Annotated in this window: 25 protein-coding genes; 19 read left to right on the plus strand and 6 right to left on the minus strand. The window is 68.1% G+C overall.

The window, feature by feature from the left end:
- Positions 1-2 precede the first annotated feature (2 nt).
- The 9 genes from sctP to KHF85_RS13845 all read left to right on the plus strand — a co-directional run bounded on the left by sctP (position 3) and on the right by KHF85_RS13845 (position 5,753).
- A complete protein-coding gene (gene sctP / locus KHF85_RS13805; protein WP_284567101.1) occupies positions 3-650 on the plus strand; it encodes a type III secretion system protein SctP in 648 nt (215 codons plus the stop codon).
- 22 nt (positions 651-672) lie between these two features.
- Positions 673-1,719: a type III secretion system cytoplasmic ring protein SctQ gene (gene sctQ, locus KHF85_RS13810; RefSeq protein WP_284567102.1), complete on the plus strand. Its 1,047-nt coding sequence runs from the start codon at positions 673-675 to the stop codon at positions 1,717-1,719.
- A complete protein-coding gene (gene sctR, locus KHF85_RS13815) occupies positions 1,706-2,353 on the plus strand; it encodes a type III secretion system export apparatus subunit SctR (protein ID WP_064539084.1) in 648 nt (215 codons plus the stop codon). The genes sctQ and sctR overlap by 14 nt, the downstream gene beginning before the upstream one ends.
- A 4-nt stretch (positions 2,354-2,357) precedes the next feature.
- Entirely contained in the window at positions 2,358-2,618 is a 261-nt protein-coding gene (gene sctS, locus KHF85_RS13820; RefSeq protein ID WP_064539085.1) for a type III secretion system export apparatus subunit SctS, read from the plus strand.
- Positions 2,615-3,469, plus strand: a complete 855-nt coding sequence (locus KHF85_RS13825) for a type III secretion system export control protein (RefSeq protein ID WP_284567103.1) — start codon at positions 2,615-2,617, stop codon at positions 3,467-3,469. Before sctS ends, KHF85_RS13825 begins: the two co-directional genes overlap by 4 nt.
- Entirely contained in the window at positions 3,466-4,416 is a 951-nt protein-coding gene (gene hrpD5 / locus KHF85_RS13830; RefSeq protein WP_284567104.1) for an HrpD5 family protein, read from the plus strand. Before KHF85_RS13825 ends, hrpD5 begins: the two co-directional genes overlap by 4 nt.
- 17 nt (positions 4,417-4,433) lie before the next feature.
- Positions 4,434-4,691 (plus strand): HrpD6 family protein, encoded by a 258-nt coding sequence (gene hrpD6 / locus KHF85_RS13835; protein WP_284567105.1) that lies wholly within the window; start codon positions 4,434-4,436, stop codon positions 4,689-4,691.
- Between the two features lie 199 nt (positions 4,692-4,890).
- The gene (locus tag KHF85_RS13840; protein WP_284567106.1) at positions 4,891-5,184 is read left to right on the plus strand and encodes an ATP-dependent helicase HrpA; all 294 of its coding nucleotides are present in this window, start codon (positions 4,891-4,893) and stop codon (positions 5,182-5,184) included.
- Positions 5,185-5,282: 98 nt separating this feature from the next.
- Positions 5,283-5,753: a CesT family type III secretion system chaperone gene (locus KHF85_RS13845; protein WP_284567107.1), complete on the plus strand. Its 471-nt coding sequence runs from the start codon at positions 5,283-5,285 to the stop codon at positions 5,751-5,753.
- Between the two features lie 104 nt (positions 5,754-5,857).
- On the opposite strand, the gene KHF85_RS13850 is transcribed toward KHF85_RS13845, so the two are convergent.
- A complete protein-coding gene (locus KHF85_RS13850) occupies positions 5,858-5,989 on the minus strand; it encodes a hypothetical protein (RefSeq protein WP_256032110.1) in 132 nt (43 codons plus the stop codon).
- A 559-nt stretch (positions 5,990-6,548) separates the two neighbouring features.
- On the opposite strand from KHF85_RS13850, the gene KHF85_RS13855 reads away from it, so the two are divergent.
- The 5 genes from KHF85_RS13855 (at position 6,549) to KHF85_RS13875 (ending at position 11,520) form a co-directional block, all read left to right on the plus strand.
- A complete protein-coding gene (locus KHF85_RS13855) occupies positions 6,549-7,328 on the plus strand; it encodes a winged helix-turn-helix transcriptional regulator (protein ID WP_284569556.1) in 780 nt (259 codons plus the stop codon).
- A gap of 517 nt (positions 7,329-7,845) precedes the next feature.
- Positions 7,846-8,256 carry a hypothetical protein gene (locus tag KHF85_RS13860; protein WP_284567108.1) on the plus strand — a complete coding sequence of 137 codons (411 nt, stop codon included), beginning with the start codon at positions 7,846-7,848 and terminating at the stop codon, positions 8,254-8,256.
- Positions 8,253-10,313, plus strand: coding sequence for a type III secretion system effector XopF2 (xopF2, locus tag KHF85_RS13865; RefSeq protein ID WP_284567109.1), 2,061 nt, complete (start codon positions 8,253-8,255; stop codon positions 10,311-10,313). The genes KHF85_RS13860 and xopF2 overlap by 4 nt, the downstream gene beginning before the upstream one ends.
- 358 nt (positions 10,314-10,671) lie before the next feature.
- Entirely contained in the window at positions 10,672-10,812 is a 141-nt protein-coding gene (locus tag KHF85_RS13870) for a hypothetical protein (protein WP_284567110.1), read from the plus strand.
- A gap of 78 nt (positions 10,813-10,890) precedes the next feature.
- A complete protein-coding gene (locus KHF85_RS13875; protein WP_284567111.1) occupies positions 10,891-11,520 on the plus strand; it encodes a hypothetical protein in 630 nt (209 codons plus the stop codon).
- Here the strand turns inward: KHF85_RS13875 and KHF85_RS13880 are convergent.
- Entirely contained in the window at positions 11,505-12,008 is a 504-nt protein-coding gene (locus KHF85_RS13880) for a hypothetical protein (protein WP_284567112.1), read from the minus strand. The two genes, KHF85_RS13875 and KHF85_RS13880, sit on opposite strands and share 16 nt — an antisense overlap.
- A gap of 255 nt (positions 12,009-12,263) precedes the next feature.
- On the opposite strand from KHF85_RS13880, the gene KHF85_RS13885 reads away from it, so the two are divergent.
- The 5 genes from KHF85_RS13885 to KHF85_RS13905 all read left to right on the plus strand — a co-directional run bounded on the left by KHF85_RS13885 (position 12,264) and on the right by KHF85_RS13905 (position 19,889).
- Entirely contained in the window at positions 12,264-12,755 is a 492-nt protein-coding gene (locus KHF85_RS13885; RefSeq protein ID WP_409976707.1) for an RNA polymerase sigma factor, read from the plus strand.
- Positions 12,752-13,831, plus strand: a complete 1,080-nt coding sequence (locus KHF85_RS13890; protein ID WP_409976619.1) for a FecR family protein — start codon at positions 12,752-12,754, stop codon at positions 13,829-13,831. Before KHF85_RS13885 ends, KHF85_RS13890 begins: the two co-directional genes overlap by 4 nt.
- Positions 13,832-14,164: 333 nt before the next feature.
- Positions 14,165-17,059: a TonB-dependent receptor gene (locus KHF85_RS13895; RefSeq protein WP_284567113.1), complete on the plus strand. Its 2,895-nt coding sequence runs from the start codon at positions 14,165-14,167 to the stop codon at positions 17,057-17,059.
- 108 nt (positions 17,060-17,167) lie between these two features.
- A complete protein-coding gene (locus tag KHF85_RS13900; RefSeq protein WP_284567114.1) occupies positions 17,168-18,472 on the plus strand; it encodes a histidine-type phosphatase in 1,305 nt (434 codons plus the stop codon).
- A 112-nt stretch (positions 18,473-18,584) separates the two neighbouring features.
- Positions 18,585-19,889: a jacalin-like lectin gene (locus KHF85_RS13905; RefSeq protein ID WP_284567115.1), complete on the plus strand. Its 1,305-nt coding sequence runs from the start codon at positions 18,585-18,587 to the stop codon at positions 19,887-19,889.
- A 102-nt stretch (positions 19,890-19,991) separates the two neighbouring features.
- On the opposite strand, the gene KHF85_RS13910 is transcribed toward KHF85_RS13905, so the two are convergent.
- The 4 genes from KHF85_RS13910 to KHF85_RS13925 form a co-directional block, all read right to left on the minus strand.
- Positions 19,992-20,378 (minus strand): DUF805 domain-containing protein, encoded by a 387-nt coding sequence (locus KHF85_RS13910; RefSeq protein WP_284567116.1) that lies wholly within the window; start codon positions 20,376-20,378, stop codon positions 19,992-19,994.
- An 82-nt stretch (positions 20,379-20,460) separates the two neighbouring features.
- On the minus strand, positions 20,461-21,861 hold the full coding sequence (radA, locus tag KHF85_RS13915) for a DNA repair protein RadA (protein WP_284567117.1): 1,401 nt from the start codon (positions 21,859-21,861) through the stop codon (positions 20,461-20,463).
- 89 nt (positions 21,862-21,950) lie between these two features.
- Entirely contained in the window at positions 21,951-23,486 is a 1,536-nt protein-coding gene (locus KHF85_RS13920; protein ID WP_284567118.1) for an aminotransferase class I/II-fold pyridoxal phosphate-dependent enzyme, read from the minus strand.
- Between the two features lie 30 nt (positions 23,487-23,516).
- Positions 23,517-25,406, minus strand: a complete 1,890-nt coding sequence (locus KHF85_RS13925) for a M61 family metallopeptidase (protein WP_284567119.1) — start codon at positions 25,404-25,406, stop codon at positions 23,517-23,519.
- Positions 25,407-25,495: the final 89 nt, after the last annotated feature.

The raw sequence follows: 25,495 nt of genomic DNA on the forward strand, positions 1-25,495 counted from the left end.
CGATGCGCCGGCCGCTGCGTCCCACCATCATCGGCAAGGCGCCGCTGGCCGCGCCAGGCGGAAAATGTCCGCCCCCCTCTGCCGCGCGCGCGCGCTGGTCGCTGTGTGGCGCTCGCTCCCGCGGCGCATGCCGCAACGATCAGGACGATCCGCGATGCGAGGACGAGGAGGCGGCAACCGTCCTGTCGATGCTGGCGTCAGAGCCGGAAATGCCCGGCGACCAGCTGCGGACGGATGCGCCGGAGCAGGCAGCGCCCGATGCAGCGGCAGCGGATCCGCACGATCCCGCCCAGCCAGTCGTGCCGCCGCCGACCACGCCCGCAAACATCGAACGCCGCATCGCCAACGCCTTGCTGCACGACAGTCACGCGCGCCTGGCGATGCAACGGGTGGCCGCACACGTGAGCGAGTTCTGCAATGCCGCACCGGTACGCGACGGCGGCCTGTGGGAAGCGCAGCTGGATCTGCGCGAAGACGTGCTGCCGGCCACCCACCTGTGGATGCGCCTTTCGCCTGGCTCGCTGTTACTTCGCTTCCGCTGCGGTACGCCGCTCGCGCAGCAGCTAGTGTGTACTGGTCGGCAAAGCCTGCACAAAGCGCTGGATGCCGTACTGCATGAGCCTTGCGACGTGGATATAGAAATCGTTTGACCACCTCCCCCTGTCGATGCCCATGTCCAGCCCAGCGATCGCCCCCATCTCGCAGCTGCAGACCCGCTTGCCGCGCATCCCGCGCTCGGCGGTCCGGCTGGCACGGCTGTTGTGTCGCCCGCCACTGGCCGACGCGGCGGCGCTGACGCTGCAGCGCGGCCTGCCGGAGTCGGGGATCTACGCACAGGTCGGCGTGGAGCTTGGCAGCGCCGGCCGCCTGGTGCTGTGCATGGACATCGCTGCCGATCCCGCCTTGCGCGCGCTGCTGGTCGATGGCGGCGCGACCCGGACCGCCTTGGCCGCGCTGTTGCTGGACGCGCCATTGGCGGCGCTGGGGCAGCTTGGCCTCGGCCAGCCGCGGGTCGTCGACTTCGCCGCCTGGCAAGCGCCCTTGCCCTGCGCATGCGGTCCGCTGCTGGTCCTGGGCGACACGGCGTTGCCACTGCCGTGCATGCCGGTGGATGCCTGCGCCAGCGCCATGCAGGCGCTGGAAGCGGCCTGCGGCGGCATCGACGCAGGCGCGGCGCCCGGCGCAACGCTGCAGTCGCTGCGGCTCTGCGTGTACCCGTGCCTCGGCGAGCGCCGCTATCGCAGCGAGCGGCTGGCCTCGCTACGCCCCGGCGATGCGCTGATCGCACCGCTGCAACGCCGCCATGGCGGCTATCGCGCCTGGCTGCGCTGCGGCGTGGCCAGCGGCCGGCAATGGCGGCTGCACGGCCATATCGAATGCAACACCTTCCACATAGAGGACAGCGCAGACATGGCACAGATGAGCGATGCCACCACCGCCGCCGAACCCGGGCAATCCGTCCCTCCGTCCGCGCCCGTGCCGGTCGAACAGGTGGACGTTCCGGTCCAGCTGGAACTGGATCCGCTGGTGCTGCCGCTGGGCGAACTGGGCACGCTGCACCCTGGCCATGTGCTCGAGTTGAACACCTCGCTGGAAGACGCACGCGTGCACTTGATGGTCTACGGGCAGAGCATCGGCAACGGGCGCCTGATCGCCATCGGCGACCATCTCGGCGTGCAACTGCTCAGCGTGAACGGACATCCACATGCAGACGCCTGACTTCGGCTCGCTGCTGCTGTTGGTGGTGCTGCTGGCGCTGCTGCCGTTCGCAGCCATGGTGATCACCTCCTACACGAAGATCGTGGTGGTTCTGGGCCTGCTGCGCAACGCCATCGGCGTGCAGCAGGTACCGCCGAACATGGTGCTCAACGGCGTGGCCCTGATCATGTCCTGCTTCGTGATGGCGCCGGTGGGCATGGAGGCGATGCGCATCGCCCGCTCCGGCGGCGGCACCGCACCCGGCACCAGCGAGGTGGTGGTGATGATGGACGCGGCGCGGCAACCGTTCAAACGCTTCCTGTTGGCGCATACCCGCGAGCGCGAAAAGGCCTTTTTCATGCACTCGGCACGGCAGATCTGGCCCAAGGACCAGGCCGACGCGCTCAAGCCGGACGACCTGATCGTGCTGGCCCCCGCCTTCACCCTGACCGAACTCACCGACGCCTTCAGGATCGGCTTCCTGATCTACCTTGCCTTCATCGTGGTCGATCTGGTCATCGCCAATGCGCTGATGGCGCTCGGGTTGAACCAGGTCACCCCGACCAATGTGGCGATTCCCTTCAAACTGCTGTTGTTCGTGGCGCTGGACGGCTGGTCCACGCTGCTGCACGGCCTGATCCTGACCTATAGGTGATGCCATGGGTGCCGACGATCTGGTCCGCTTCACCTCCGATGCGCTGATGCTGTGCCTGATGGTCTCGCTGCCGGTGGTTGTGGTCGCCGCGGCCTCCGGCCTGGTGATCGCCTTCTTTCAAGCGGTGCTGTCGCTGCAGGACGCATCGATCTCCTTCGCATTGAAGTTGATCGTGGTCGTCGTCAGCCTGCTCATCGCCGCGCCATGGGGCGCCGGCGCAGTGCTGGAGTTCGCCAAGACCATGTTCGGAGCGGCCTTCCCATGATCAAGCCCCGTTTCGGCCGCGTCACCAGATCCGGCACGCAGATCGTCTCGGCGGACGGGACGCCGCAAGAGTGTCCCGCGTCCGACGCGCATGCGCAAGAATCCGGCGAGAGCGAGAGCCTCTGGTCGGGCGCCGTCGCCTCGTCGGCGCGGTTTCCACCGAGCTGGCGCAACAGGCGCAGGCGCCTGGTCGGCGGCCGCCAGGTCGATGAAGAAGGCGAATTGCCGGAACCGCCCTCGCTGGCGCTCGAAACCGAACGCGACGCCGAAGCCGCCTCGCTCAAGGTCCATGCCGGCGCCCAGCAGCAACCGAACCAGGAATCGGAGCAAGACCACAACTCCGGCGGCGGAGTTGCGCACGATGCAACACCCGCGGCCGCGCCGTCCTCAGATGCCTCAGAGGCCGGCGACGCGCCGGTGCCCGCGGCGGCGGCGCAGCTTTCCCAGAGCGATGCGGCCTTCGAGCAGATCCTGCACGGCTACCGCAGCGCCGCCGGCGATCAGGCGCAGCTGGCGATGACACACGCGCTGCTGCAGGTGCGCGAGCGCGTCCTCGATCGCTCGTTGCCGATGTCCTTCAACATCGCCAACTGGATGCTGTTGCGCGAACACCTCGCCCAAACGGCGTCGGCGACCGCGACGCAGACCCAGTCGCTGGAACAGGTGCGTACGCAGCTGAAAGAGCTGGTACTGCCTACCCCGAACATGCCGGAGCGGGCCGTGCAGACCTTGCACGTGCTGCTGCCGCTGCTGGTGCTGCATGCGGGCCGGCCGCGTCACGCAGGACACCGGCAACGCGCCATCTCAATGCTTGACATCGCCTGTATCGGAATGGAAGGAGTTCGCGCATGAATGCCGAGATTCGCATCTTGACCGGGCGCCACGCCGGCGCGCGGATACCGTTGTCGCCAGGCTGTTACCAGCTCGGCCCGGAAGAGAGCGCCGACCTGCAACTGACCGATTGGACCGGCCCCTCGCTGACCTTGGAGATCGACGCAGATGCAAACGTACGCTATGCCGACGACACCCAGCCGGATGTGGCGCAAGCGCTGCAGCCCTACGTGCCGGTGTGCTTCGACGCCATCGTGCTGTGCACCGGGCCGTCGGACCAGCCATGGCCGAACGAGCTGCAACTGCTCCGCGATGCGCTGCAACCGCAATCGCAGCCGGTCAGCCCGTCTGCCGGCGCTCCCGCTGCAACGCCCCCGTCGCAGCGCAAGCGGCGCTTGGCCTGGATCGCGGCAGTGACCGTGCTGGCCCTGTCCTTGACCGCCTGGCGCTACGACGCGCCGAGGGCCAATGCCAAGTCCGCGGCGCAGACGCAGATGGCGCAGGCGCAGCAGGCCTTCGCGCGGATGGGACAGACGGAGCTGCGCCTGCGCGCTGTGCAGGACCGGGTGGAGATCGAGGGCATGGTGCGCAGCACGGCCGATGCGCAGCGCGTGGAACATTGGCTGGAACGGCATCCAGGGCCATGGCAGACGCATTTCGGCATCGCCCAGACGGTGATCGAATCGATCACCGAATCGCTGCACGAGCCGAACCTGACGATCCGCTATCGCGGGCATGGCGTGTACGAGGTCAGCGGCGGCAGCGAACACCCCGATACGGTGGCGCAGCGACTGCAGCAGTTGCGCCACGACATGGGTCCGCGCGTGGTGCGGATCGACGCCAGACTGCGCGCGCTGGACCCGCGCGACGCGTTGCCCAACACCTACGACACGGCCCTGTCCGTGGACGAATTGCACTACGTGGAGACGCCCGACGGCTCCAAGCATTTCAGCGACATCTCCCCCTGACACTGGATGACACCGCCATGTTCGAGACATTCGATAGCAGCATCGGCAACGATCTGAACAAACTGCTGGAAACGCGCCGCGAGGATCCCTCGGGTCAGCGCCTGGACCGGGCCATCGCCGCACTGCGCGACGCCGCAGAGCAAGCGAACCAATACAGGATCTCGGCGACAGATGCCCATGAGCGCAGTCAGGCGCAGGTAATGCACGAGGGACTCCTCGCCGCCGCCGAGGTGGTGACCCAGGTGCGTGAAGCCGAACCCGATGCCGATGCCTAGAAACTGCGCGGTAACCGTAACGTGAAGCCGTTTGGAATCGCTGCATGGACGCTGACGAGTACAGCCGGAAACAGCGCTCCCAAGCGACTTGTCTCCGCTCTTTGGCCCCAACAGGCCAGCCAAGACCCGTGCGGCAGGCGCCGCCGGTACCCACGCGAAAGCGTGTTCATTCACAGCGATAACTTCGAGGAGAAAACTTATGTCATTTCCTTTTGGCGCTCTGGCCAACGCAAACAGCGCATCTAGCGCCTTCAGGTCCTTCAGTAATGGGATTGCAGGCATGGGCATCAACACTATGGCCGGCATGGGCGAAAACACCATCGGCGCAGGCCAGATGGGTGGCACGCTCGCGAACATGCAAGGAGACGTGGCCAACCAGGAAGGAATGATGCGGGGAGTCACCCGGCTACAGAACGAATTGAATTTTTGCGTGGCCGAGTGCAACCTGGCGAAGCAGGCTGGACAAAATGTCAAGAGCCTGACCCAGGGTTGATGAGCAGTAGCGGCACTGCGAGGTGCAAGCGGCGGCGAGACTTCCACCGGAAGCCTCGCCGCCCATCCGCCTGCCGCTGAACACCGGTTCGCGCAACGATGAGCCAACCGGTTTTTGCAAGGCTGATAGACGACCTGTGCGCTGCACTGGGCATGGTCCCGGCCAATGTGGCTGGGACCCATTTTTCGTTCGAGAACGACGGTTTCCAGGTCACCCTGCGCTATCCGGACCAGGCCGCGCTGGCCGAACCGGATGCGGCGATGTACCTGCTGATCGGATTCGGGGTGCTGCCGCCCGGCCGCACCCTGCAGGTCTTCCGGCTGATGCTGGAGGCCAACCTTTCCGTCTATGCGCAAGACCAGGCGCAGTTGGGGCTGGAGCCGGCCAGCGGTGAAGTGGTGCTGATCGCCCGCGTGGGCCTGGACGCCGACATCCATGGCGACTGGCTCGCCGATCTGGTCAACCACTATATCCAGCACGGCCGCTACTGGCGCGACACCATCTTTGCCTGTACGGACGAGATGTACTCGGCGCTGTGCACCGGCGACTATCTCTGGATCCGCGCCTGACCCATTCGCCTCGCCAATGCTGCCAGGCCAAGACCAAACCTGAATCGCCCATGGCACGCAATGCATTGGCCGGTCGCCGGCGCTTTACAACCACCTGAAACGCTCTACGGCACACGGGCGCCGCGATCGCCGCCCCGGCAGACCGCCCTGAGGCCGGTCATCGCCTGCGCATCGGCCTGTGCGATGGCGCAAAAAGTGATCGGCGGCACATAAGATCCCCTCAGCACTTCGTTCATCCCGTCTGCTGCGCGGGACAGCGCGAGCCACCATGGCTTCCCCCTTCCGGGCTCCCGTGCTGCCGGCGACGCCGTGCCGGCCGGCCCGCACGGCGATGCCAATGCTCAAGCCGGCAGGCGTCAGCTTGCAGGCACCGGAGCGGCGGCCGCATCGCATCGCCCGCCCCCCATCGATCCGGCAAGCGCCAACGTTACCGCTACCACCACCGCGACCGGCACCACCCAACCGCCCACCATACGCCGCGCACTGGCGGCTGAATCCGCGCCGTTCGGAAAAGCCGCACCACAGTCGGAGGCTGACCGCAAGCTAAAGCAATCGATGTCATAAAGAGAAATTTGAGCCAGAGTGTTGCTTATTTCTTATCCATCTCGCGATTATGTCAATCCAGTGTTGCTAGGACGCGCCATTGTCTACCTCCCCCGATAGCGACTTCGCGATATTTTCTATGCGCCCTGCCCCCCTCTTCCGCCCCCGCTCTCTCGCCGTACCCCGTCCCGCCGCAATGGCTACGTGCCGGTCAGGCGGCACCGCTGCCGGCATATATTGGAGAACGCGATGATGAGTCCCGATTGGGCACCTCGGGGACAGCACTACGCGCTGCTGAGCCGCGACCCGGCGCTGATCGCCCAGGTCTCCGAAAGCCTGCGCTGCCTGCGTCCGGAACTCGAGGTCTTCAGCGAAGAGCTCGAGGTGTTGCGCGCCCTGCGCCAGTCTCCGTGCGAATTGATCCTGTTCGACGCGAACTGCACCTCGCCGCTGGACAGCGCGGTGCTGGCCTGGCAGCACTGCCATCAGGGCCGGCCGATCCCGCTGATCGTGATCGGCCGCTTTCCGACGTGCACGGCGATCTTCGACTGGTACCGTGCCGGCGCGCTGGATGTGCTCAGCATTCCGTTCAACACCAACGAACTGCACGTCCGCGCCGCTCTGGCCACGCGCATGCTGGAGCCGGCCGCCAACGACGACCAGCGCATCCGTGTGGGAGCCTATCTGCTGGATCGCCCCAGCAGCACGGTCTATCTGAACGATGAGCCGATCAAGCTCACCGCGCGCGAGTTCTGTATCGCGTGGCTGCTGTTCTCCAATGCGGGCGTCTGCCTGCGTCGCTGCCAGCTGGCCAAGACCATCTGGGGCAGCGTCAGCGACTTCACCGACCGCACCCTGGAGCAGCACATCTACAAGTTGCGCAAGAAATTGCGGCTATGCAGTACCGGCAGCGTGCGTATCCGCACCATCTATTCGCATGGCTACCAGCTCGAGCTGATCGAAGGCGAGCGCCCGTGCGAGCCGCCCTTGCCGCCCTTGGCACCGCTGCCGGCAACACTGGCCAGCGCGTGAGCCCCCGCGCTGGACGCCTCCGCATCCAGCGCGGCTGCAGCGGTGCGTAACCGCAACGGCCTGCCCCAACCTGTGCACCACGCTCTGCGAGCACCGCGCCTTCGCTGACGGCGGCGGCGGCGGCCCGCGACCGCGCGGCGCACACCGGTCCGCTGCCGGCCCACCCGCTGTCGGCCAGCACGTGCATGCACCGGCGCCTGGCGCGCGCGCCGCAGCCGCTCGCTAGCGTGCACTGCGATGCGCGCGCACGACGCCGGCATTGCGCAAGTGATGAAGTCCACACTTTTTTGCCACCGCCGGCCATCGCCGCACGGTTCGCTTCGCTTGTCCGACATCGGCTTCGCGTGCAGCGGTTCCGTGCTTCCAGGACACGACTCAAATGTTTTTCGCCACTGCAAGGCGTGCAACCGAACATCAGGCCACGACCAACTGATGACGGCATCCCCTATCCATCCCAGGTGATTTTTCTATGTCGAGTGAAAGCGAAGTACCGGCGCCATCCGTTCCGCTGCATGCCGTGTTCGCGCAAATCGGCTTGCGACTCGGCATCGATGCACAGCTCATGCAGACCGCCGCAGGCGGCGAGCCGTTCGTCGCTCCGTCCGGATTGCTGTGCCGCCTGCACAGCGAACCGCACGGGGCGACATGGCGCGTCTATCCCGAAGCGCTGCTGCCGCTGACAGGCGCCGAACTGGGCGGCGAGGACGTCGTCCGTCTGCTGGCGATTCAGGACCTCATGCTGACCGAGCATGGCCTGCGCCTTGGCCTGGCCAACGAAGGCATGTTGTCGCTGCGCCCGCTGCTTTATGCAGACGGCGTCGACCAGGTGGCCACGCAGCTGGACCAGGTCCAGGCGCTGGGCCGGGCGATCCTGTTCGCGCTGCTGGACGATGCCCCGGCCGCGCATGCCCAGGAGGCGACGCAATGAGAGCCTCGCCGCTCACATCCGCCGCCGCTTCGCCGACACACGCTCCGCACGAGGCGGCGCCCACGCCCTCGCAGCAATCGATACAGCCCTCGCCACCAGCCAGCCCCAGCGGTGCGCTCTCGCCGCGCGCGCCGCGCCCGCGGCCGCAGGGACGCGACCGCCTCCAGGCAGGCGGTTCGCCGACGCCGGAGGGCACGACGCCGTCAACCGCAAGCAGCTCCGTCCCAGAGATCCGCCTGTGGGCCGAATCGCAGGACACCGATCGCGCCGCCAGCCCGCACGTTGCCGTCCACCTCCAAGACCGGCCGGAAACGTCCTCTCGTTCCGCCATCGCGTCGCCCTTGCAGCTGCAGCACCACGCTTCGACGCACGCTTCGGGCTCCAGCAGCAGCCGGCCGTCCCCTGAGTTGCAGCGTCGGGCGTTCGTCAACCAGGTGAGTACTGAACTGAACCGGTACGACGCAACCGCGGACGCAGACGATGCGCCGGAGACCCAGGAGCAACTGGAAGCGGAATACGTGCAGTGGGCGGCCAACCAATTACAGCAGCGGCACGAAGCGTACGGCCCGAACGGCGGCTACCGCTTCAACGAAAACATGAGCGCAGTGGGCAGCGCTGCGTCGCTGCCGGCGGCCTACGAAACGCTGAAGGGATTTCTCTCCTCGGCACTGCGAACTCCTCCCGGCAGCGCCACTGCGACCAAGTACGACCAGCAAGACGGCAGCCTTACCACCAAGGTCGGCCCGACGGCGGTCGGCGGAGCCACCTCCGGCATCACCTCCTACTTCACCGAGCAGATCCTGTTGAGCGCCATGGAACGCCGCGTGCGCCTGGCCAACATGCCCGCATTCAAGCCCATTGCGCCGTCCATCCTCAGCCCGGAGCCCGGACCGGTGCAACTGGAGATCACGCCGGAGGGGAAAAAGCACTTCTGGCGACCACTGCGCAACGAAGAGGTCTTGCAACTCGAACACGAAAGCGACAGACCGACCCTCGAGACACTGCAGAGCACCGCGCTCAATCGGCAACGGCAGCTGCTGGAACGGCAGAAGTTGATGGACGGCAAGGCCGAGGCCACCTTCCTGCGCCCGTTGCTGAGCGGCACGATCAACGCGGTACGGCGCAGCCTGAGCAGCACCGCAACCCTGCTGTCACCGCCCCTTGTGTTGGGCACCTCGATGGTCAGCTCCGGCACCTCCTCCGCGCTCGGCAAGGCCATCCTCGAAACCAGCAAGGCGCTGCCCAGTACCGGCCAGACCCAGGTGGACAATCTGGTCGGCGGCACCCAGAAGGTCAATCTGTTCCGGCTCGCGCGCCACGACGAATCGGCGCCAGCGCTGTGCTGGAGCGACGCGCGGCGATTGCATCACACGCTTGCGGAGATCGCGCAGGAAGCAGGCGCCCTGGCAACGCTACCGTTCACGTCGCCGCTGATGGCGGGGCGCAGCGCGCGCGACCTGCTGCTGCGCCATCTGGGCGGCAATATCTTGACCAGTTGGGTCGCCACCGGCGGAGGCTTGGTGCTGGCGTCGCTGGTGCGCGGCAACTACGGCGCGCCTGCGGCCAATGAATCCCTGTCCTCGCCCGGCAGCGTCGTCCAGCAATTCGGCCAGTCCTTTTCCAACGACACGGTCTGGAATGCGACCAACAGCGCCCTGAGCGATACCAAGCACGACCTGGCCGCGAACCTGGACACGAATCGCGACAACAAACAGGCCAGGCTGAGGTCCAGGGCATTGACCATCCAGGCCGGGTTGCAGCCGGAGATCGGCCTCATCCGCGATGCCGCCGCGCAGACCCAGGATGTGCGCCTGCAGCAGGTCGCCGCCGCGCTGGAGCAGTCGCTGCAGCATGGCACGGGCGTGCTCGAACGAAGCAGACTCGAGACAGCCCTCGCCACCATCGGCCAGGTGCTCGACGCGCCGGACGGCACCGATACGCAGCTCCTGGTGCGGCTACGCACGCTGAAAGACCAGATCACCGACGTGCGTGCACTCCTGGTGCAGCGCCAAGCACTGATCGATTGGCGCAAAGGGCGGCCCCAAACCAGCACGTAGACCGGGCGATCGGCGTGCCGCAGCGCCGATCGCCAATTCCTGCGCGAGGCGCTTGGCCATCTGCTGGATCCGTTCTCTTCGGTCGGCCCCACCACCTTGCTGCGCGAAATGGGCGGCGAGGCGCTGTTCGCCGCCCTGCGCAAGCTTCCGCCGGAAGCGGTGATTCCCCTGCAGGTCGTCGCCGGCTCGGCGACCATGGCGCTGCACCCACTGCGGCAGAAGCGCGAGCAGCGCAATCCCAACGCGGCCGCGCGCGGCTTCCACAACCTCAGCCTCGCGCAATGCACTGCCGCCACAGCAGCGCGGTGCGAAGCGGCAGGAACAGCGCCGTTATGCGGATGCGGTTTGGTGCCTGGCCGTGGCCAGCGTCGCCGGCAACATGGTCATGGGCGCGATCGGCCCCTCCATCGGTCAACCGGAAACGGCGGCACGCCTGCTCACATCGGGCAACAACATCACCGCCTATGCGGTCGCGCGCGACACGATCCAGGCGATGTAGCCCATGGTCGGCACTGCATAGGAAACCAACGGCGGCGTCGGCGGCGGGCATATCCCCTGGGCGGGCCACTTCTACTCGATGGCCAACATCATCGCCAACAACACCGCCGAAGTCTTCGTCCCGGCAGATCTCGCCGAGGCAAGACAGTCCTTCGCCGGGCTGTCGACCAATCTGAACAGTGACGATTCCATCGGGATCCTGCTGCGCTCCAGCGCCATCAAGGCCACCATCGACACCCTGCTGGAGACCTACGGCTGGATCAACGTCACCCAGGAAGAGGCCGCCCAGGCCGGCACTGGCCAGCAATGGGATCCGGCGATCAAGGGCCGGCGCCAGGACCTCATGCGCGTGCTGGATCAATCGATCGCGCGTACTGCCGCGATCGACTGCAACATCGCCCTGGGCAACGCGATTGCCCTGTCGGCACTGCATGGCAGGCCGAGGCGGCGGTCAGGGAAGTGGAAGACCGTCGCCGACCGCCAGCAGGCGAGGCCGGTGAGGCCGCGCCCCCATCGCCGCCGCCATGATGCGGGACAAACAGCGCGGTCTTGTGCCAACTGCGGGGAACGGCGCAAGACCGATCCTCGCATCATGCGTCTGGCGTGGCGTGGCGCGGCGCGCTGGACCGCGGTGGACAGCCTGCTCGATCGGCAGCGCCGACCGCCACCGAAGCTTGGTGGCGGCAGAACGACTCAGTCCCGAGCGTAAGGATTGTAGTCGTCTAGCTGACCGCTGTATCCGAAGTGCCTCCCCGAATCGATCCCTGCTGAATTGTACGCGTTGAAATCTCGGCGCACTTGTGCGATTGCTTCACGATACTCGTCAGGACCGTTCCTCCCACGCGCGCCTCTCAACTTGGCGTCGATTCTCCCGATAATGATATTCAATGCATTCAGCGTCGGCTGCAGACCCGGCCCCTCCTGATTGACCTGTGCAGCGATCTGACTCCTCAATTGTTCCGCCTCGCCACGCACCGTCTGCAGACCGCTCGCGTTAATGGCATGGCCCCTGTCCTGTGGCGGCAGCTGCGAGACGCGGCGTGGCAGGCAGGCAAACGCCGGATCGTTCAATGAAACCGGCTGATAGGGATCGCGCTCACGTGGCGAGCGCGGCGTGGCAGACCCTTGTGCGTGCTCATCTTGCTGGTAACGCGCGCTTGACGACCCACCGGAACCAAAACAGCGACCTAAACCCATGATTGTTTCCTTCGTAGAAATCGAAACATGGCATCCATTTTGGATCGGCGTGAAACCGCGCGCGCCATGAACCACGAATTTTCGGAAAGCGAAGCGAATGCAGGCGACCGGCCAGCAGGCTTGCGGGCGGCCGGACCGGCCCGCACCACCACGTCATGGCTCACGTCATCGTCATGTCATCTGCGGCAGCGAGGCTGGCCCGCCGTGCGCCGAACGCAGACGATGACCGGCAACGCCAGACGCGCGTGGACGCAGATGTTCGCCCAGCACGGTCCGGTGCTGCGCGGCTTCTTCGTGCGCCGCGGCGCCAGCGAGGACGCCGAGGACATGGTGCAGGAGACCTACCTGCGCCTGCTGCGCGCGCACCAGCAGCAGGGCGAGGCGATCGCCAACCCCGAGGCCTACCTGTACACGGTGGCGCTGAACCTGGCGCGCGAACAGGCCGCGCGGCGCAAGCAGGCGCCGCTGCGCATCGACGAGCTGGAGCAGTTTTCGCAACTGCTGGCCGCAGCGGACGACGTGGAAGACACGGCACAGCGACAGCAGCGGCAGCAGCGCCTGCAGGCCTTGCTGGCGGGCCTGCCCGAACGCACCCGCGCGGTGCTGGTGATGCAGTACCGCGACGGCCTGAGCTACAAGCAGATCGCCGAACGCATGGGCGTGTCCGCGCACATGGTCAAGAAGCACGTGGTGCGCGGGCTGTCGGCCTGCCGGCGGGCGCTGGCCGACAGCGGAGACAGCTGGTGAGCGCAGCCGCCTTCCCGAGCCGCAGCGCCACCGCCGAGGCCGCACACTGGCATGCCCTGCAACGCATGCAGGCGCTGGACCCGACGCAGCAGGCGCAACTGATGGCCTGGCTGACCGCATCGCCGCTGCACCTGCGCGAATACCTGGCGGTGCTGCGCGTGGCCGGCGCGCTCGGCGCTGCGCTGCGCAGCATGGATCTGGACGTGGATGCGCTGCTCGCCGCCGACCGCTGCGCCGATGCCGACCCGGCGCCGCGCAACGTGATCGCGCTGCCGCTACCGCAACCGCCACCGCGCCCTGCCGCGCCGCTCCCCCACGGCGCAGGCCGCCGCGCGCGCCTGCGCGGCTGGGGCATGGGCCTGGCGGCGGCGCTGTGCGGTGTGGCGGTACTGGCCGGCTGGGCCTGGCCGCGCACCGCCCGCTACAGCACCGCACACGGCGAGCAGCGCAGCGTGCAGCTGGCCGATGGCAGCACCGTGCATCTCAACGCGCAAAGCGCGCTGCGCGCGACCATGACCCCGTGGAGCCGGCGCCTGCAGTTGCTGCGCGGCCAGGCCAGCGTCGTGGTCGCGCCGGATCGGCGCCCGCTGCAGGTGCTGGCCGGCGCGCTGCGGGTCGAGGACATCGGCACCACCTTCGACATCGCCCTGTACCGGCAGCAGGCGCGCATCGACGTGGCCGCGGGCCGCGTGCACGTGTGGCGCGCCGATCGCCCGCGGCAGCCGATGCTGGCCGATTTGCGCGCCGGGCAGAGCGCGCGCATCGACGCTGCCAGCGGCACCGTCGAACTGGCCAGCGAGGACATCGCCGCGATGCATGCCTGGTGGCAGCGCCGCATCGTGTTCCGCGACGAACCGCTGGCCAACGTGGCCGAGGATTTCAATCGGCTCAACCGCACCCGCCTGCTGATCGACGATGCCGCCGCCGGCGCGATGCGCCTGACCGGCAACCTGCGCGGCGACGACATCGCCTCGCTGCGCGCGTTCCTCGCCGAGCAGCCGACGCTGCGCGTCAGCGCCGGCACCGACGTCATCCGCGTCGGCAGCCGCGCCGCGCCGCCGCCGGGCGCGCACTAGCCACATCGCCGGTCGCCAGACACGCGACCACCGCTCCTGCGCAGATGGCGAACGCTGCCTGCAATGGCGAACGCGCGCGCCGCGCTGCCGGCGACGCGCTGCGCGCCGCATGATCGGCGCGCGCCCCGATCACGCCGCGCCGTTCCGATCGCGCAGACGTGGACCGCAGCGAACAACCTCCGCCCGTGCTCGCCGACCGCACGTGTCACAGAAAATTCATCGAAAAGCGGTGCCCGATCGCCGCTGTCGATCCTCGTAGTCCAGGCACAACGCAGCATTGCGCCCTTCGCCGCGGCGCTGCGCCCCACCTTCCGCTGCCACTGGACCACGACGATGCGCCGCCCCCTGTTCCTTTCCATCGCCCTCGCCCTGCATGCCGGCAGCGCCGGCGCCCAGCCCATGCCCGTCGCGGTCGATGCGATTCCCGCGCAGCCCCTGGCGCGCGCGCTCAACACCCTGTCGCGGCAGAGCGGACTGCAATTCGTCTACGCCGCTGGCGTGGCCGGCAATCCACAGACCCGCGGCACCCACGCCGGCGCGGCGCCGGAACAGGCCCTGCAGCAATTGCTCGACGGCACCGGCCTGCGCTACCGCTATCTCAACCCGAGCACGGTGACGATCGAATCGGCAAGCGCGGCCAGCGATGCACCGCAGACAACCCAGGCCGCGAGCTCCGCCGCCATGCCGGCCGCCGCGCCCACGGCCGACGCGCCGGTGAAGGAACTGGACCGCATCCAGGTGCTCGGCAGCTACGCCGGCAGCCTCAGCGCCGCGCTGCGCGCCAAGCGCTACGCCGACAGCGTGGTCGACGTGATCGCCGCCGAGGACATCGGCAAGCTGCCGGCGCAGAACGTGGCCGAAGCGCTGCAGCGCGTGCCCGGCGTGTCGATCGTGCGCGATCGCGGCGAAGGCGTGTACGTGCGCGTGCGCGGCCTGGGTCCGAACTTCCAGGTCACCACGCTCAACGGCCAGACCATGGCGGTCAACGAGAACGTACGCACCTCCGGGCAGACCGGGCGCCAGTTCCGCTACGACACGCTGCCGGCCGAGCTGGTGTCCGGCCTGGAGGTGATCAAGAGCCCCACCGCCGACCTGGACGAAGGCGCGATCGGCGGCATCGTCAACGTGCGCACGTTCCGCCCGCTGGAACTGGGCAAGACCCTGACCAACGTGTCGCTGGAATCGAGCCAGGCGCAGCGCACCCATGCCAACGACCCGCGCGTGTCCGGCCTGTTCAACTGGGTCAACGCCGACGGCAGCTTCGGCCTGCTGATCTCCGGCGCCTACGCGCAGCGCAGCCTGCGCCAGGACCGGGTCAACGAAGTGAGCTGGGACTACTACCGCAACGGCGTGCCGGGCGCGCCCGGCGCCTACTACGCGCCGACCGGCTTGCGCCCGACGCTGGAACTGGAACACCGCCAACGCAGCGGCGTGGCCGCCTCGCTGCAGTGGAAACCGAGCGCGGCGTGGGAAACCAATCTGGATCTGCTGTACGCCAAGCAGACCGTGCACTACGACGAGTACAGCCTGGGCGTGGGCTTCGACAGCATAGCGAAGATGAGCAACATTCGCGTCGAGCACGGCGGCATCGCCGGTTTCGACTACCGCAACGGCCAGGTGCAGATCTCGCGCGAGACCTCCGGCATCACCGACGACAACCGCAGCGCGCGCCTGTCCAGCACCTGGAGCGGCGATCGCTGGACGCTGGGCGCGGTCGCGTTCCACTCGCAGGCGCACAGCTACGATTCGGACCCGATCCGGCGCACCCGCCTGCGCAGCGGCACGAATCTCTCGATGCGCGTGGAGATGCCGCAGGCCGACGGCGACAACGTGCCCGACTGGAGCTTCACCAACGGCTTCGATCCGAACAACCCGGCCACCGTGGCCGGGCGCCGCCTGGAGTGGCGCGAGATCGACGCGCGCGACAAGGAGGACGCGCTGCAGTTCGATGCCAGGCGCGCGCTCGACGGCGACTTCTTCCGCGACCTGAAATTCGGCGCTAAATACCGCCAGCGCTCGCGCACTTACGACCGCGCCGACCTGCTGCTCAACAGCATCGCCGGGGTGCGTTTCCCGGCCGGCCACTTCACCGCGCTGCCGGTGGACGGCATGCTCGCCGACGCCAACGGCAATCTACCCAGGCAATGGCTGGCGCCGGTCGAATCCCGCTTCTGGGGCAACTGGCCGACCGCCGCAGACCTGAGCAACACGCCCAACAGCGCCGACCTGCAGAACTCCTACGAGGTGCAGGAAAAGATCGGCTCGGCCTATGCGATGGCCGATTTCGGCAGCGAGCTGGCCGGGCGCGAGGTGCGCGGCAATCTCGGCGTGCGCCTGGTGCGCACCGCGCAGACCACCGACGGCCATGCCGACGTGGACGCCACCGCGCAGCCGGTGCATTTCGCGCGCAGCTACAGCAACGTGCTGCCCTCGTTCAACGCCGCCTGGGACGTGCGCGAGGACATGGTGCTGCGCAGCTCGGCGGCCAAGGTCATCACCCGCCCCGATCTCACCGACCTGTCGTCCAAGCTCACCTTCAACTCCAGCGGCGAGATCCTCACCGCCAGCGGCGGCAATCCCGCGCTCAAGCCGTTCGAGGCGTGGCAGTACGACCTGACCTTCGAGTGGTACCTCGACGGCACCTCGGCGCTGACCGGCGGCGTGTTCTACAAGGACATCTCCAGCTTCATCCAGACCCAGATGTCGAACCTGCTCTACCAGGGCCAGACCTATCTGCTGTCGTCCAAGACCAACGGCAGCCAGGCCAAGGTCAAGGGCGCCGAAGTGGCCTACCAGCAGGTGTTCGCCGGCCTGCCGGCACCGCTGGACGGGTTGGGCATGCAGCTCAACTACACCTGGACCGACAGCGAGGCCACTTACCGCGACGGCAGCCGCAGCTTCACCGACAGCCTGGAAGGCGTGGCCAGGAATACCTACAACGCGGTGCTGTTCTACGAGAAGGGACCGCTGATGGCGCGGCTCAGCTACGGCTGGAGCGACGACATCCTCAACGCGGTCGGCACCGCCAACGTCGCCACGCTCAACAGCGACAGGTTCGGCAGCCTGGACGCGAACGTGGCCTACAAGGTCAACGACAGCCTGTCGGTGTTCGTCAACGCGATCAATCTCACCGGTCAGGTGCAGCGCCAGTACGTCGGCGACCACTTGTTCGGCGGCTACACCGACTACGGCCGCACCTGGTCGGTCGGCCTGCGGGCGCGCTTCTGAGCCGTGCCAGCGCGGTCGGCGCCGCTGCACGCTGAACCGTCTTCCCGGCCGGTGCCGCGGCCAGCGGCATGCCGCGCCTTGTCGTCCCGCCTCTTCCGGACCATGCCGATGCCATCGATCCCTCGCCTAGCCGCCGCCGCGCTGCGCGTCCTCGCCCTGCTGCCGTTCGCCGCCGCGCACACCGCAGTCGCAACGCCGCAGGACACCCTGGAAAAAGTGCTGATCCTCAAGCGCCACGGCGTGCGCTCGGCGATGTCCAGCCCGGAACAGCTGGGCCGCTATTCGGCGCGCCCATGGCAGCGCTTCGGCGTGCCGGCCGGCCACCTGACCGAGAATGGCGCGCGCCTGGAGCAGTTGTTCGGCGCCTATTACCACGCGCTCTATGCCCCGCAGGGCCTGTTCGCCGGCGACGCCTGCGCCAGCGCCTACTACTGGGCCAATCGCACCCAGCGCACCATCGCCTCGGCGCACGCATTGGCGAGCACGCTGACGCCGGGTTGCACGAACGAGGTGCACAGCGTCGCCGACGGCGCGTCCGATCCGCTGTTCGACGGCGCGGCGGCCTTGCGCACGCCCGCCGCGACCGCGCTGATGCGCGCGGCCATCGCCGGCCGCATCGGCGGCGACGCCGCCGCCTGGAACGCGGCGCAGCGCGATGCGATCGACACGCTGCAGCAGTTGCTGTTGCAGTGCGCGCAGCGGCCGTGCCCCGCCGACGCGGGCGCCGGCAAGCAGCGCCTGGACGCGGTAACCGCGCAGATGGGCGATACCAACGATGGGATTCCCGGCATCGAAGGCCCCGCGGCGGCGGCCTCCGGCATCAGCGAAAGCCTGCTGATGGGCTGGGCCGACGGTCAGGACTTCGCCGCGCTGGGCTGGCAAGGCCTGGACGAGGCCAGCCTGCTGCGCGCCTTCGCCCCGCACCAGGCCGAATTCGCGCTGCGCCTGCGCGCGCCGGCGGTGGCGCGCATGGCCGCTTCGCCGCTGGCCGCGCGCGTGCTGGCCACGTTGCAGCAAGGCAGCGACAACGCCGCGCATGCCGCGCCGATCGGTGGCGATGCGCGGCTGGTGGTGCTGTCCGGACACGACGGCACGCTGACCCTGCTGGCCGGCATGCTCGATCTGCATTGGCAGTTGCCCGGCTACCAGCCCGACCAGACCGTGCCTGGCGGCGCGCTGGTGTTCGAGCGCTGGCGCCGCGCCGACGGGCAACGCGTGATCCGCCTGCGCTACACCGCGCAGAGCCTGGAGCAACTGCGCGAACGGCGCACGCTGACGCTGCAGGCGCCGCCACCGTCGGCGCCGGTGTTCATTCCCGGCTGTAGCAGCGCCACGCCGAACTACGACTGTGCGCTGCCGACGCTGGCGGCGCTGATCGGTGCGGCGATCGACCCGCAGTTCCTGAGCGAATGAGGCCATGCCTCCGGCCATCGGCCGGCGACGTGGCTGCCGCATCGGCGCATCCCGCGCCGCGTCCCTGGCCATCGTGCCAACCGCAGTTCCCCACCACCGCAAGAGGCGATTCATGATCCAGCATCTCCGCACCCTCGTGAGTTTCGGCATCGGACTGAGCCTGGCCTGTGCCGGCGTGGCGCACGCGCAATCGGACACCGGCGTGCTCGACGTGCTCAGCTACAACGTCGCCGGACTGCCCGAGGGCATCTCCAGCAGCAACCCGTCCGCCAACACCGCGCAACTGGCGCCGAAACTGGCGCCGTACGGCCTGATCCACGTGCAGGAGGACTTCAACTACCACGCCACCCTGTACGCCGGCGACGCGCATCCCTACCGCACCCCGACCAGCGGCGGCGCCGCGATCGGCGACGGCCTCAACACGCTGAGCAACTATCCCTTCAGCGACTTCACCCGGGTCAAGTGGAACCAGTGCAATGGCACCGACTGCCTGACCCCGAAGGGCTTCAGCTACATGCGCGTGCGCCTGGCCGACGGCGTGCTGCTGGACGTGTACAACGCCCATCCCAACGCCGGCACCGAAGCCGGCGACCTGTCCGCACGCCGCGCCAACATCGGCCAGCTCTCGCAGTTCATCCAGACCTGGTCGGCCGGCAACGCAGTGCTGGTGATGATGGATTCCAACACCCGCTACACCCGCGCCGACGACAACATCCGCGCGCTGACCGCGTCCAACGGGCTGACCGATGCGTGGCTGGAGCTGGTCAAGGGCAGCGCGCCGGCCGCCGGCGCCGAACCGCTGTTGTGCGGCACGCCGCCGACCAATAGCTGCGAAGTGGTCGACAAGATCCTGTACCGCGATGCGCCGCAGCTGACCCTGGTCGCCAACCGCTACCAGCTCAACCCTGGCAACTTCTACGACAGCGCCGGCAAGCCGCTGTCCGACCATTACCCGCTGTACGCGCAATTCGGCTGGGCGGTGGGCAGCAGCGTGCGCACCAGCGACCAGGTCGGCGGCCCGCACGGCATGCCGTTCAACGACCTGGCCGACAACAGCAGCGGGCGTCCGCTCAGCGGCGTGACCCTGCGCGGCGCCGAGCGCCTGGACAGCGTCGGCGCGATCCTGGACACCGGCAAGCTGCTCGCGCACGGCGGCACCGGCGGACAGGCGACGACCCTGTCGCTGGGCGCCAACGAGACGCTGACCTCGGCCACCGTCAGCGTCGGCAAGTACAACGACAGCACCCGCGTGTTCTCGCTGAGCCTGCGCACCAGCAGCGGCCGCAGCGTGCAGGTGGGCAAGCCGACCAGCGAAACCTATACGCTGACCGCGCCCAGCGGCTGGCACATCGCCGGCTTCACCGGCCGCGCCGGCGACGCGATCGACAAGCTCGGCGTGGTGTACCAGAAGAACTGAGGGATCGCGGCGGGGCGCCACGCGTTCGCGCACAAAAGAGAACGGCGCTCGCAAACGCGAGCGCCGTTTCGGCTACGCGGCCGCTACCGGATCGGACGCCGCTCAGTCCTGCTTCGGATCCGGGCCGTAAGCGTTGGCGCCCCTGGCGCCCTCCATCAACATGAAGACCATCACCACGACACCGCCCAGCCAGGGGATCAGGCCCAGCAGCACGTACCAGCCGGACTTGCCCTGATCGTGGAAACGGCGCACCTGCACCGCGAGCGACGGCACCAGCATGGCGAGCGAATACAGGCATACCAGCACGAACGCAGCCATCGACAACGCACTGGTCCCGTTCTGGCCGCCGAAGCCGCCGCCGATGCCGACCAGCACCATCAACACCATGATCACGATGATGTTCAACAGCGTGAACATCCAGTACTCCTTGCGCCGCGAACGCCCGGAAAAATCCGCGTAGCGCTTGAGCGGCATCAACATCCATTCCATTGTGTTTCCCTTTTTCGAACCGCTGCGTCACTGCAGCGGACGGCATGGTGGCATAAACCCTGCCGCAGGGAAACGCTTGCAGCTACTCGCTCGCCGCCTCCAGCGCCTGCGACAGGCGCTCCACCGCGATCACCTCCATGCCCTTGACCACGCCCGTCTTGGGCGCATTGGCCTTGGGCACGATGGCGCGCTTGAAGCCGTGCGTGGCCGCCTCGCGCAGCCGGTCCTCGCCATTTGGCACCGGGCGGATCTCGCCGGACAGACCGACCTCGCCGAAGGCGATGGTCTTCTCCGCGAGCGGCCGGTCGCGCAGCGAGGACAGCACCGCCAGCAGTACCGGCAGGTCGGCCGCGGTCTCCTGCACGCGGATGCCGCCGACCACGTTGACGAACACGTCCTGGTCGCCGACCACGATGCCGCCGTGCCGGTGCAGCACCGCCAGCAACATCGCCAAGCGGTTCTGTTCCAGGCCCACCGCCACCCGCCGCGGATTGGACAGCGGCGAGGCATCGACCAGCGCCTGCACTTCCACCATCAACGGCCGCGTGCCCTCGCGCGTGACCATCACGCAGCTGCCGGGCTGGTTGGCGCTGCTGCCGGACAGGAAGATCGCCGACGGGTTGGAGACTTCCTTCAGCCCCTTCTCGCCCATCGCGAACACGCCCAGCTCGTTGACCGCGCCGAAGCGGTTCTTGAACGCGCGCAGCAGGCGGAAGCGGCTGCCGCTCTCGCCCTCGAAATACAGCACCGCATCGACCATGTGCTCGAGCACGCGCGGCCCGGCGATGCCGCCTTCCTTGGTCACGTGGCCGACCAGGAACACCGCGGTGCCGGTCTCCTTGGCGTAGCGCACCAGCCGCGCCGCGCTCTCGCGCACCTGGCTGACCGAGCCGGGCGCGGCGGTCAGCGACTCGGTCCACAGGGTCTGCACCGAATCGGCCACGATCAGCTTGGGCCGCGCCGCGCTGGCCTGCTGCAGGATCTGCTCGATGCCGGTCTCGGCCAGTGCGTTGAGGCCGTCCAGCGGCAGGTCCAGGCGCACCGCGCGGCCGGCGACCTGGGCCAGCGATTCCTCGCCGGTCACGTACAGCACCGGCAGCGTGCTGGCCATCTTCGCCAGCGCCTGCAGCAGCAGCGTCGACTTGCCGATGCCCGGGTCGCCGCCGATCAGCACCACCGCGCCTTCGACCAGGCCGCCGCCGAGCACCCGGTCGAACTCGCCGATGCCGGTGGACACGCGCGCCTGGTCGCGATGCTCCACGTCCTTGAGCGCGGTGATCTTCGGCGTCTCGGTCTTGCCGGCCCAGCCGCTGCGCCGCGCCGCGGCCGGCGCCTTCGCCGCCGACGCGCTCTCCAGCACGATCTCGCTCAGCGAATTCCACGCCCCGCACTCGGTGCACTGGCCTTGCCATTTGGTGTACTCGGCGCCGCACTCGCCGCAGACGTAGGCGGTTCTGGCTTTGCTGGCGGCGCTCTTGGCCATCGGAACATCCGGAAAAGCGGTGGGAGCGCTACTGTAGCCGCGCGGCGTCTCGCCGGGCGAGAACCGCGCCGTGCGCCGCTGCCGCGGCGCTATGCCGCGCGCAGGCGCACATCGCCATGCGCGTGCTCGCCCCAGATCCGGTCGATGCCCTCGGCCAGGCAATCCAGGTCCTGCTCGGTATGCGTGGCCATCACACTGATGCGCAGGCGCTCCTGGCCGCGCGGCACCGCCGGGAAATGCACCGGATTGACGAACAGCCCCAACTGCTCCAGGCGCATCGCCGCCGCCTTGGCATCCATGTCCGGCGGGGTATGCACGATCAGGATCGCCGAAGGCGTGGACACGTCCAGCCCCCAGGGCAGCGCATTGAGCCGCGCGCACAGGCCGGCGGCATTGGCGTGCAGCTGGCGCATCCGCTCAGGCTCGGCGGCGATGACGTCCAATGCGCCATGCGCCGCCGCGATCGTGGCCGGCGGCAATGCGGCGGAGAACATGTACGAGCGCGAGATCCAGCGCAGATACTCGATCAGCGGACGCGAAGCGCACACGAAGCCGCCATTGACCGCCAAGGTCTTGCTGAAGGTACCCATCAACACGTCGATCTCCTGCGCCACGCCGAAGTGCTCACCGCTGCCGCCGCCCTGCGCGCCGAGCACGCCGCTGCCGTGCGCATCGTCGACCACCAGCAGCACCGAATGGCGCTTGCATAGCGGCACCAGCTGATCCAGCGGCGCCAGGTCGCCATTCATCGAGTACACCCCTTCCACGGCGACGAAGGTGTCCTGCTCGCAGCGGCCGCTGCGCTCCAGCCAATGCGCCAGACGCTGTAGGTCGTTGTGCGGGAACCGGCGCGAGGACAGCCCGGCCAGTTTCAGCCCGTCGAACCAGGACGCATGCGAATAAGCGTCGTAGTAGATGCGGTCGCCGTTGCGCGCCAGCGCGCCGGGCAAGGCCAGGTTCGCGGAAAACCCGCTGGGGAAGATCATTGCGTCCTCCTGGCCCTTGTGCGCGGCCAGCCGCTCTTCCAGCTCGCGGGTGATGCGCAGGTAACCATTGAGGAACGGCGGCCCGCCGATACCCGTGCCGTATTCGGCGATGGCACGCCCTACCCGCTCGCGCACGTGCGGGTGATTGGCCAGGCCCAGATAATTGTTGGAACCGAACATCAGCACTGGACGCGCCGCGCCGCCGGCACCATCGCGCAGCAGCACCTGGCGATCGGCCGGAGAGCAAATCTGCCGGTGGTAGGGCATGCGCCCTTGCTCGCGGTCATGCGCAACCAGCGTCGCGACATACTGCGCCCGCTGCCGCAGGCGCATGCCGCGGTTGTCGAACAGCAACGCCGGATCGAAGTTCTCCCCGCTTTGGGGCAGCGGATCGCATTGACCAACGGCGTCGGCTGCGAGAGAAACGTTAGGCAAAGAAGGCTTCATCGTGGGGGCCGTGGCAGGTTGATCGAGGGTCGAAAGGCCGCTTACTAGCGGCCCACCTACGATCGCGCGCGCCCCCGTAAAGGCGCTATGCCTGTGCGCGTAAACAACCAGGCCGGCGGGATAAAACTTGCGTAACCGCGCATGCGCCACGCGGCCCGACGGCCTGGCCACAGCCACCGCGGCGCCGTCCATGCAGCGCGGCGCAACGGCGTCCCCGACCGCTTATCTGGCCTTGTACACCTCGCTCAACCGGTCCGGCTTGCCGGCGATGCGCTCCAGGTGCGGATACTGCAGGCCGCCGTGGTAGGCGATGCGCAGCGTGTCGTAGCGGTTGCCGCGCTTGACCAGCAGTTCGATCGGCGCGGCAGCGCCCTTGGCCGCGGTAATCGCCTCCTTGATCGCATCGGCGCTGTACTCGCGGCCGTTGACCGCGACGATGCTGTTGTCGGTGATGATGCCGGCATCGAACGCCGGACCGTCCCACAGCACGTCCTGCACGCTGCCCTTGTCGTCCAGGCTCAGGCCCAGCGAATAGGTCAGGCTGACGCCCTTCTTGGTCGCCTCGTAGGTCTTGATCGCCTCGTTCGGCTGGTCGGTATAGACCAGCTTCCAGCCGCTGGCCTCGATGCCGCCGACCAGCGGGCCGTGGCCATCGACGCGGCTGCGCAGGAACGTCGCCCAGTCGTACCTGGCCACGCCGTCGAGCGTGGCGACGATGTCCTCGAAGGTATACGGATTCACGTCCCAGGCGCCGTCGTGCATGCCGAAGAAGGCCTTGGCGAAGTCGTCGATCGAGCGCTTGTTGCCGCTGAGTTCGCGCAGCTTGGCATCGATCTCCAGCCACAGCATCTGCCCGCCGGCGTAGTAGTCCTCGCTCATCTGGTAGCTGCGGTAGGCGCGCGGCCGGCGCAGCGACATGGTCGGGTCGTTGGTGGTGTCCTGCAGCGCGCGCCAGGCCAGGCCGGGACGGCCGCGCTGGTAGGTGGCGGCGACGTCGGCGAGCACGTCGCGCGCCTGGGGCTGCGTCCACAGGCCGGAGCGCGCGGCCAGCACTTCGCCCCAGAACTGGGTCTGGCCCTCGTACAGCCACAGCAGGCTGTCGCCCATCGGCACGTTGAAGTTCGGCGTGGCCAGGTCGGCGCCGCGGCGGTACTTGCCGTTCCAGGAATGGTTGAACTCGTGCGAAAGCAGGTCGCGCCGGTCCCAGCTCTTGTCCCACTCGGTGAAATAGTTGAGCGGGCCGCTGTTCTCGCTGGAGCGGTGATGCTCCAGGCCGATGCCGCCGAGTTTCTCGGTCAGCGCCAGCAGGAAGTCGTAGTGGTCGAAATGGCGCGCGCCGTACAGCTTGTCCATCTGCTGCACCAGCGCCGCGTGCGCCTTGATCTGCTCGGGCTTGGCCTCCAGCGACTTGGCCTCGTCGGCGAACACGTTCAGGTACACCGGCGCCTTGCCGCCGGCATCCAGCGCGATGCGCTTGTAGTACTTGCCGGCGAACATCGGCGAATCGACCAGGTCGTCGAAGTCGATCGGCTTGAACGTCACCGTGTCGCCAACCCGCGTGGCGGTTTCCAGCGCGGTGGCGTAGCTCCAGCCCGGCGGCAGGGTCACGCTGGCCTGGGCCTTGATGTTGCGCGCGTAGGTGCCGGCCGGGTACAGCGCGGTGGTGTTCCACTGCAGGTTGAGCATCTCCGGGGTCATCATCACCCGGCCCTGGCCGTCGCCCTGCGAGGACAGGAACTGGAACTCGGCGACGAGTTCGCTGGCGCCCGGCGGCACCTCGACCTTGAACGCGTACACGTCGAACTGGTCGCGCTTCCACGGCAGCACCTGGCCGTTGGCCTTGATCACCAGCCCGGCCAGCTTGTCGATCGGCCCGGTCGGCGAATGGTTGCCGGGAATCCACTGCGGATACAGCAGGGTCATCGGACCCGGCGTGGCCGGGATCGTGGTGCGCACGCGAAAGATGCGATGCGCCAGGTCGGTGGCATCGACGTCGATCTTCAGCGTGCCGGCGAACGGCACGTCCTGCGGCGGCGCGGTCTGCGCTGCGGCCTGGAAGGCGGCGGTGGCGGCCAGCAGCAGCGGCGCCATCCAGGCGGTGGACTTGGTCATGGGATCTCCCGTGGTACGGCGAACGGACAATCTGTGATGCTATGCCGGCTACGGCGTGGCGTTCCATGCCATTGGTCATGCATGGGCGC

It is taken from the genome of Xanthomonas graminis pv. graminis, assembly GCF_030168915.1.
GTDB lineage: Bacteria > Pseudomonadota > Gammaproteobacteria > Xanthomonadales > Xanthomonadaceae > Xanthomonas_A > Xanthomonas_A translucens.